This window comes from Rhizomicrobium sp., assembly GCF_056722145.1.
Genome location: NZ_JBWZET010000244.1, coordinates 1 through 8,583, shown reverse-complemented (window position 1 = coordinate 8,583; position 8,583 = coordinate 1). Strand labels below are relative to the sequence as shown.

General features: G+C 63.6%; 7 protein-coding genes. 4 read left to right on the top strand and 3 right to left on the bottom strand.

The window, feature by feature from the left end; all coding sequences use genetic code 11:
• Window positions 1-528 precede the first annotated feature (528 nt).
• Window positions 529-1,362, top strand: a complete 834-nt coding sequence (locus tag AC1P6P_RS13200) for an MlaA family lipoprotein (RefSeq protein WP_481402910.1) — start codon at window positions 529-531, stop codon at window positions 1,360-1,362.
• Window positions 1,363-1,401: 39 nt separating this feature from the next.
• Window positions 1,402-4,059, top strand: a complete 2,658-nt coding sequence (locus AC1P6P_RS13195; protein WP_481402909.1) for an MMPL family transporter — start codon at window positions 1,402-1,404, stop codon at window positions 4,057-4,059.
• Window positions 4,060-4,124: 65 nt separating this feature from the next.
• Here AC1P6P_RS13195 and AC1P6P_RS13190 read toward each other — a convergent pair whose 3' ends face one another.
• Together AC1P6P_RS13190 and AC1P6P_RS13185 are read right to left on the bottom strand one after the other, a co-directional pair.
• The gene (locus AC1P6P_RS13190) at window positions 4,125-4,730 is read right to left on the bottom strand and encodes an ABC transporter substrate-binding protein (protein ID WP_481402908.1); all 606 of its coding nucleotides are present in this window, start codon (window positions 4,728-4,730) and stop codon (window positions 4,125-4,127) included.
• A gap of 96 nt (window positions 4,731-4,826) precedes the next feature.
• A complete protein-coding gene (locus AC1P6P_RS13185) occupies window positions 4,827-5,717 on the bottom strand; it encodes a polyprenyl synthetase family protein (RefSeq protein WP_481402907.1) in 891 nt (296 codons plus the stop codon).
• Window positions 5,718-5,914: 197 nt separating this feature from the next.
• Between AC1P6P_RS13185 and ispH the strand changes: the two genes are divergently transcribed.
• Both ispH and hpnH read left to right on the top strand, forming a co-directional pair.
• Window positions 5,915-6,841, top strand: a complete 927-nt coding sequence (gene ispH / locus AC1P6P_RS13180; protein WP_481402906.1) for a 4-hydroxy-3-methylbut-2-enyl diphosphate reductase — start codon at window positions 5,915-5,917, stop codon at window positions 6,839-6,841.
• Window positions 6,842-6,859: 18 nt separating this feature from the next.
• Window positions 6,860-8,023, top strand: a complete 1,164-nt coding sequence (gene hpnH / locus AC1P6P_RS13175; RefSeq protein ID WP_481402905.1) for an adenosyl-hopene transferase HpnH — start codon at window positions 6,860-6,862, stop codon at window positions 8,021-8,023.
• Here the strand turns inward: hpnH and AC1P6P_RS13170 are convergent.
• The coding region (locus AC1P6P_RS13170; protein ID WP_481402904.1) for a phosphorylase family protein at window positions 7,967-8,583 on the bottom strand (617 nt) is incomplete at its 5' end. The genes hpnH and AC1P6P_RS13170 overlap by 57 nt on opposite strands.

Genomic DNA, 8,583 nt, shown 5'->3' with positions numbered 1-8,583 from the left:
GGACCATCGAGGCCCTTTGGCAGGCTATCGGCAATATCTGTACCCTGTTCACGCCCACGGAATGCTGGAACTTCTTTCGCCACGACGGCTACGCCGCCGAGTTCACATGACCGTCCGATGCTCTAGTGGTTAACGCCGGTCCCGACCATCGAGCTCCATGGTTACCGTTTCGCCCCCAGATGGTTGGCGCTGGCCCCGTCGCGCCGGGGCCGTCTGCTCGACTGTCGCGGGGCGCCTCTGCGGACCGTCAACCCGCACCAACACCGGCTCAAATTGAAGGATGCACCTGAAAAGCGGCGACGGCTGTCCACTTTTTGATCAGCATTTTCCCTGCTTGCGTTCGACCACAAGAGGACGGCTGGATACGCCGGCGGCGGCGCCGCACGACCCGTGAATGCGGCGCAAAGCGACGGAACTTTTTCCACCAAGGGTGGCTTTAGCGCATGGACTTCAGAACGCGACTCTCATTACCTTGATTCTCATTGGGGGCCTTTGGTGGTGAAGTTACCAAAACCGAAGTCAGCGCTGTTGCTTGTCGTCCTACTTGGCGGCTGTGCGAGCCCCAATGCTGACGGCGTTTATGATCCGTTCGAGCCGGTCAACCGCAAAGTCTTCGATTTCAATCACACGCTCGACAACCATGCCGCCCTGCCGGCCGCGTCCTATTACAAGAACGCCTTGCCCGACACGACGCGGACGGGCGTGCACAATTTCCTCTCCAATCTGAGCCTTCCGGTAACGTTCGCCAACGACCTCCTGCAGGGCGAGCTGACCTATGCCGGCTATGCCGTCTGCCGGCTGGGCGTGAATACGACCGTCGGCGTGCTCGGTGTGATGGACCCGGCGTCCGACTGGGGCTGCCCCGGCCGCGACGAAGACTTCGGCCAAACGCTTGGCGTCTATGGCGTGCCGGGCGGGCCGTACATGGTGTTGCCGCTGATCGGCTCATCGCTGCCGCGCGACATCGCCGGCAAGCTGGTAGTCGATCATTACTTCAATCCGCTCAGCTACCTGCAATACAACGGCAAGACCTACGTCGGTCTCGGCCAGAATGCGATCAAGGTGGTCGACCAGCGCTCCCGGGCGGTCGGGGCGTTGCACGAAGTAGAACGGACCAGCATCGACTATTATGCCGCCATGCGCCGGCTCTATGTGCTGCGCCGGAATGCGGCCATCCACAACGAGGCGACGCCCGCCACACCACCCGCGGAAGCCCCGGTAGAAGCACCCGGCGAAGCGACCAGCCCGGCCAACGCGCAGGTGCCGGCCGACAAGCCAGCCACCACGGCCACCATTGCCGCGCCAGCGCCGGTACCCGCTGCGGTCGCCGCCCCTCTCGCGCCGGACGCCACAAGGCAGTAGAAGCCTTATCCGTCGAATCAAACTACCGAAAGTTCAGCGATGTCGATCGTCGAACGCGTGGTTGCTTATTGTACCAAGCACGCCCGCGCCGTTGCCCTGGGGGGCCTCGCCCTTGCCGCCGTCTCGATGGCCTATACGGCCATCTTCTTCGATATGAATTCGGACAGCGGCAAGCTGATCTCGTCGGACCTGCCGTGGCAGAAGACGATGGCGCGCTTCGACCGTCTGTTTCCTCAGCGCAACAACCTGATCCTTGTCGTCATCGACTCGGGCGCCGCCGACCGCTCCAATTCGGCCGCCAATGCCCTCGCCGCCAAGCTCGCCGCCGATCCGAAACTGTTCCCGGCAGTGCGCCGCCCCGACGGCGGACCATATTTCGAAAAGAATGGCCTGCTCTTCCTGCCTGAGAAGTGCGTCAAGGACGCAATGGGCAAGCTGGTCGAGGCGCAGCCCTTCCTCGGCGCGCTCGCCGCCGATCCGAGTTTGCGCGGCGTCATGGCATCGGTGTCAACGATGATGCTTGGCGTCAACAGCGGCCAGGCCAAGCTCGCCGACATCGACACGCCGATGAACGCCTTCGCCGACACGCTGGAACGCACCAACGCGGGCAAGCCAGATTACCTTTCGTGGCAGGGAATGTTCGCCGCCGGCGACACCAGCAACACCGAGTGCTCGTTCGCCCGCACCCGCACTTTCATCGAGGTCCAGCCGGCGCTCGACAACACCAGTCTGATGCCCGGCGAGAAGGCCGAAACCGTCATTCGCGAAACGGCACGCGCCCTGCATCTGACGCCCGAGCGCGGCGTCAGCGTGCGCCTCACCGGACCGGTGCCGCTGGCCGACGAGGAATTCGCCACCATCGCCGAAAGCGGTCCCGTGATGGGCCTGGCGATGTTCCTCGCCATCACCATCTGCCTGTTTTTGGCGGTGCATTCGTGGCGCATCATCGTCTGCATCCTGGCGACGCTCGGCGTCGGCCTGGTCGCCACCACGGCGCTGGGGCTGATCGCGGTTCACACCTTCAACATCATTTCCATTGCCTTCATCGCGCTGTTCGTCGGGCTGGGCGTCGATTTTGCCATCCAGTTCTCGGTGCGCTACCGCGCCGAACGGCATGCAGTGGGCGATCTCGACAAGGCGCTGAGTTGCGCCGGACGCGGCGTCGGCATACCACTGGCTCTGGCAGCGGCAGCGACGGCGGCGGGCTTCTTCTCGTTCATCCCGACCGATTACGTCGGCGTCGCCCAGCTTGGCGTCATCGCCGGCCTTGGCATGGTGGTGGCGTTCGTACTCGCCATTACCCTCCTGCCGGCGCTGATCCGGCTGTTGAAACCGGCAGGCGAGGCCGAGCGGGTCGGCTTTTCGACGTTTGCCCCGGCCGACAAATTCCTGCGTGAAAATCGCAATAAGATTCTTGCCTGGGGCGCCGCCATCGGTGTCGTCGGCGTGTTGGCGCAAATCGTATTCCCGCCGCAGTTCAATGCCAATCCGCTCGACCTGCGCAGCCCGAAGGTGGAGTCGATGGCGACCTTGAACGATCTGTTCAAGGACCCCGATACGTCTCCGAACACGATCGACGTGCTGGCGGGTAGCCTTGCCGGCGCCGACCGGCTGGCCAAAAAGATCGTCGACACCGATGCCGCCGAAGCCAAGGCCAATCACCGCGAGCCGCTGGTCGGCATGGCGCTGACGCTGTCGACCTTCATCCCCGAAGATCAGCCCAAGAAGCTGGCGATCATCCAGGATACGGCGATGCTGCTCGATACCACCGTCAATCCGTTCGAGGTGAAGCCGGCACCGAGCGACGCCGAAATCGTCGCCAGCCTGAAGGCCGCCGCCAAATCGCTGCACGAAGCCGCCGCCGCGCCACCCAAGGCCAAGGAAAACGCCGCTGACAAGGAGGGACGCCACGACGCCATCCGCCTCGCCAACGCGCTCGATGCGCTCGCCGCGGCGCCGGCCGCCAAGCGCCAAGCTGCGACCGAAGCGTTGATCCCGGGGCTCAACGATCTGCTCAACCAGCTGCGCAGCGCGCTGCAGGCCCAGCCGGTCGATATCCATTCGATGCCGCCGGAGCTGGTCGCCGAATGGGTCGCCCCCGATGGCACCGCACGGATCCAGGTCTCGCCCTATTCCTCCGCCCACGACAACAAATCGATGAAGCGGTTTTCGAAGGCGGTGCTGGCCGTGGCGCCCGCAGCCACGGGCACGCCCATCACCATCGAGGAATCCGGCCAGACCATCGTGCGCGCCTTCGTTCAGGCCGGCATCTGGTCGTTCATCGCGATCTCGATCCTGCTCGCGTTCGTGCTCCGGCGCCATCGCGACATCATGATGACCATCATCCCGTTGGTGCTGACGGCCGTCTTGACGCTCGGGACCTGCCGACTGATCGGGCTCGAACTCAACTTTGCCAACATCATCGCCCTGCCGCTGCTGTTCGGCATCGGGGTCGCGTTCAACATCTATTTCGTGGTGGCGTGGCGGGCCGGGGCGCACAATCTGTTGCAGTCCTCGCTAACCCGCGCGGTTCTCTTCAGCGCCCTGACGACGGCCTCGGGTTTCGGATCGCTGATCCTCTCCAGCCATCCCGGCACCGCCAGCATGGGCGTGCTGCTGATGATCTCGCTCGGCTGGGTGCTGCTGACGACACTGTTCTTCCTGCCCGCCTTGCTGGGACCACCACCGAAGAAATAACACCAGCAGCGCAACAAAAAAGCCCGCAAAATCGCGGGCTTTTTCATTTCCGGATGGCGGAAAACTTATTCCTTCATCAGCCCGTCGGCGAGGACGTTGATCTTTTTCTCAAGCGCCGCGGCACCGCCGGCGGTCACCGTCGAGCCAAAATCGGAGCGCTGCTTGGCCATCTGGCTGACGAAGCCGTTGAGGAAAATGTCGATCACCTTCCACGAGGCGCCGTTCTTGCGCATAAGGTAATTGAACGGAATGGTGTCGCTGCCGGCGATCAGCTTGGAGAACACAACCTTGTCGGCGTTGCGGTCCTTCGGGGCCGGCTCGACCACGAATTTCTCGCCATCGAAGCTTTTGAAATTCGCCGCATAGCTCGCCACCGTGTAGCGGGTGAGCGCCTTGACGAGCGCGGCATGGTCGGCGTCCGACATCGTGTTCCAGGCCGGGCCTACCGACAGGCGGGTCATGCCGGGCAAATCGAACGAGGCTTCGATCACCGGCAGCAGCTTCTCATAACGGCCCTTGATGCCGAGCTGTTTGCCCTGCTTCATGGTGGACACCAGTGTGTCATAGAACGACTGCACCGGCGCGACCGCCGGATCTTCGGCATGGGCGACGACGCCCGCCGTCACCAGCGCCATGGCCATCGACGCGGCCCGCAACCAAGCTTTGAACATTGTGAACCTCTCCACGCATTGCCCCGTCGCCAGCCTAGCAGTGTTGGCGACGTTGGTGGCGGAAATGTGAGTTAACCTTGCTTCAGGAATGGCGCTTCAGGACTCGCGGGTGATGAGAAACGGCAACAGCTGGCGCAACGCCGCCGCCTTGTCGCCATACGATTCCAGCGCCGCAACCGCGCGATCGGCGATCGCTTTTGCTTCCGCGCGGGCCCCATCGACGCCGTAAATGGACACCAGTGTCGCCTTGCCGTGGTCCTGGTCCTTGCCGACCGCCTTGCCGGTCTTCTCCGTGGTGGAGGTGACGTCGAGCAGGTCGTCGGTAATCTGGAAGACGAGGCCCATGTCATGGGCGAAGCCTTTCAGCCGCGCCTGATGCTCTGCTCCCGCGTCCGCCAGGATCGCGCCTGCTTCGCAGGAAAACTCGAACAACTGACCGGTCTTGAGCCGCTGCAGCAGCTTGATCTCTTCGACATCGAAGCTGCGCGTCGCCGCCACCATGTCGATCATCTGGCCGCCGATCATGCCGTTGGCGCCCGCCGCCTCGGCGAGCCGCGCGATCAGCTTGACCCGCACCTCGGCCGAGGGATGCGTCTCAGGGTTGCTGAGAATCTCGAACGCGATCGTAAGAAGGCCGTCGCCCGCCAGGATTGCAGTGGCCTCATCGAAAGCCTTATGGGTGGTGGGGCGGCCGCGACGCAAATCGTCATTGTCCATCGCCGGCAGGTCGTCATGGACCAGCGAATAGGTGTGCAGCACCTCGATGGCAGCTGCGGTCCGGGCGGCGCGCGACGGATCGACGCCGAACAGGCCGGCGCATTCGATCACCAGAAAGGGCCTGAGGCGCTTGCCGCCGGCAAAGGTGGCGTAGCGCATTGCCTCATGAATGCGGCTGTGCAGGCCATGCGGCGGCGCCAGCACCCGTTCCAGGGTCGCTTCCGTCGTTTTGGCCGCTGCGTCGAGGGCCGCTCCCAGGGTATTCATCATGTTGTCCTTTCCCCACTCCCCGCCCCCCTCTCTAGCGCAAACGGGAAGCGGTGCAACAGCCGGGAAAAGAAAGGGATTGCACCGGAGCCCCTCTTTCGGGAAACTGCGCTCCAGCGGGCTGGCACCGATTTCCCTTTTCCAACTAGGGATTTAGCGTGCTAGACGAAGGTCACCCATCTCAAGGAGTCGAGGGTCCCATGCGTGTCGTTCTTGCCCAGCCGCGCGGCTTCTGCGCAGGAGTCGTCCGGGCGATCGATATCGTCGAGCGTGCTCTCGAGAAATACGGCGAGCCGGTCTACGTCCGCCACGAGATCGTGCACAACAAGTTCGTGGTCGAGACCCTGAAGAGCAAAGGCGCCCGTTTCGTCGAGGAGCTGGATGAGGTCCCCGACGGCGCGGTGACGATTTTCTCCGCCCACGGCGTGCCGCAGACGGTCGTGAAGGTCGCCGAGTCGCGCAACCTGCCGATCCTCGATGCGACCTGCCCGCTGGTGTCGAAGGTCCATAGCCAGGGCAAGCGCTACGTCGGATCGGGGCGCACGCTGGTCCTGATCGGCCACGCCGGTCACCCGGAGGTGGAAGGCACCATGGGCCAGGTCGGCGCGCCGGTGCATCTGGTGCAGTCGGAAGCCGACGTGGAAGCGCTTGCCATCCCGATCGATACCCCGGTCGCCTATGTCACCCAGACGACGCTGTCGATCGACGACACCCGCGGCGTGATCGCGGCCCTGAAGCGGAAATTCTCCGATATCGTCGGGCCGGAAACCACCGACATCTGCTACGCCACCCAGAACCGCCAGCAGGCGGTGCGCGAGCTGTGCCAGATCGCCGACGTGATCCTAGTGGTGGGCGCGAAGAATTCGTCGAATTCAAACCGGCTGTGCGAAATCGGCAAGGAGGCGGGCAAGCCGTCCTATCTCATCAACGATGGCAGCGAACTCGATCCCGAATGGATCAAGGGCATGGGCACCATCGGCATCACCGCCGGCGCCTCGGCCCCCGAAAAACTGGTCGAGCATGTCATCGACGCGCTGCGCCAGATCAACCCGAATACCGAAGTCACGCAGATGGACGGCAAGAAGGAACACATCGAGTTCCGCCTGCCGCCCGAACTGCGCGCCTGACCATCTAGGAGAACTCTGTTGGGTATTCCCGCCAAGCAAGCCGCCCGCATCGGGGCCTATGTCCTGAAGCAGCACCTGTCGGGGCGCGCGCGCTATCCGCTGGTGCTGATGCTGGAGCCGCTGTTCCGCTGCAACCTCGCCTGCTCCGGTTGCGGCAAGATCGATTATCCCGACGAGATCCTGAACCAGCGCCTCAGCTACGACGACTGCATGCAGGCGATCGAGGAATGCGGCGCCCCGTGCGTATCGATCGCCGGTGGCGAGCCGCTGCTCCATCGCGAGATGCCGCAGATCGTCAAGGGCTACATCGAACGCCAGAAGTTCGTCATCCTGTGCACCAACGCGCTGCTGCTGGCCAAGAAGATCGACCAGTACGAGCCGCACGAGAATTTCACCTGGTCGATCCATCTCGACGGCGACCGCGCCATGCACGACAAGTCGGTGTGCCTCAACGGCACCTACGACAAGGCCGTCGCCGCGCTGAAGCTCGCCAAGGAAAAGGGCTTCCGCACCCAGATCAACTGCACGCTCTTCAACGACGCCGATCCCGAGCGGACCGCGAAGTTCTTCGACGAGATGATGGCGATCGGTTGCGACGGCATCACCATCTCTCCCGGCTACGCCTATGAGCGCGCCGCCGATCAGGAGCACTTCCTCAACCGCGAGCGCACCAAGACGCTGTTCCGCGATATCTTCAAGCGCGGCAATGGCGGCAAGAAGTGGGAATTCACCCAGTCGACGCTGTTCCTCGACTTCCTGGCCGGCAATCAGACCTATGAATGCTCGCCGTGGTCGATGCCCTGCCGCACCGTGTTCGGCTGGCAGAAGCCCTGCTATCTGCTCGGCGAAGGCTATGTGAAGACCTTCAAGGAGCTGATGGAAGACACCGCCTGGGAGAAGTACGGCGTCGGCAACTACGAGAAGTGTGCCAATTGCATGGTGCATTGCGGCTTCGAAGGCACCGCGGTCTCAGATTCCGTCAAGAAGCCCTACAAGCTGCTGCCGCTCGCCCTGCGCGGGGTCAAGACCGAAGGCCCGTTCGCACCGGAGATCGATCTGTCCAAGCAGCGCCCGGCCGAGTTCGTGTTCTCACGCCATGTCGAGCACAAGCTGGCCGAGATCAAGTCAGCCGAGGTAGGGACAGCCAAGGCCGGGACCGAGCGTTCGGAGGCTGCGCACTAGCGACTTGAAGGCCGTGCCGGCCTCGCTCGCAGTGCGCATCAGCTCGCCGAACTGACTGGGCTCGCGCCAAAGCGACCGGAAAATCGCGAACAGCCGCGGTTTGCCTTTGAGGCTGAGCCGTTCCAAGGCGGCCGGCGGCAGCGTGCGGTGGCAATCGTCGGAAATCACCCGGAGGACGACGAACGGGATGCCGCGCTCGTGCGCAAAACGAGCAGCGATATGCGATTCCATGTCGACGGCATGGGCCCCGGTGGCGCGGAACAGCTCCTTTTTGGCGCCCATATGCATCGCCGGCTCGTCAACCCCAGCGATCACCACCGAATGGGCGTCCGGCAGACAGGTGCGCAGGACTTTCGACCAACCGGGATCGCAGGCGTAATGCTCGCGATCGGTGACCACATGGCTGCCGATCAGCGCATCACCGACTTCCGGTAGTGGCGCGAGACCTCCGGCCAAGCCCAAACTGACAATGCCGACGACATTGGGGCCGACGGCCGCCTTGAGTCGCCGCCTGAGAAGCTTGGCGTTGGCCGCGCCAACCACCGGCACCAGGCCGAAAC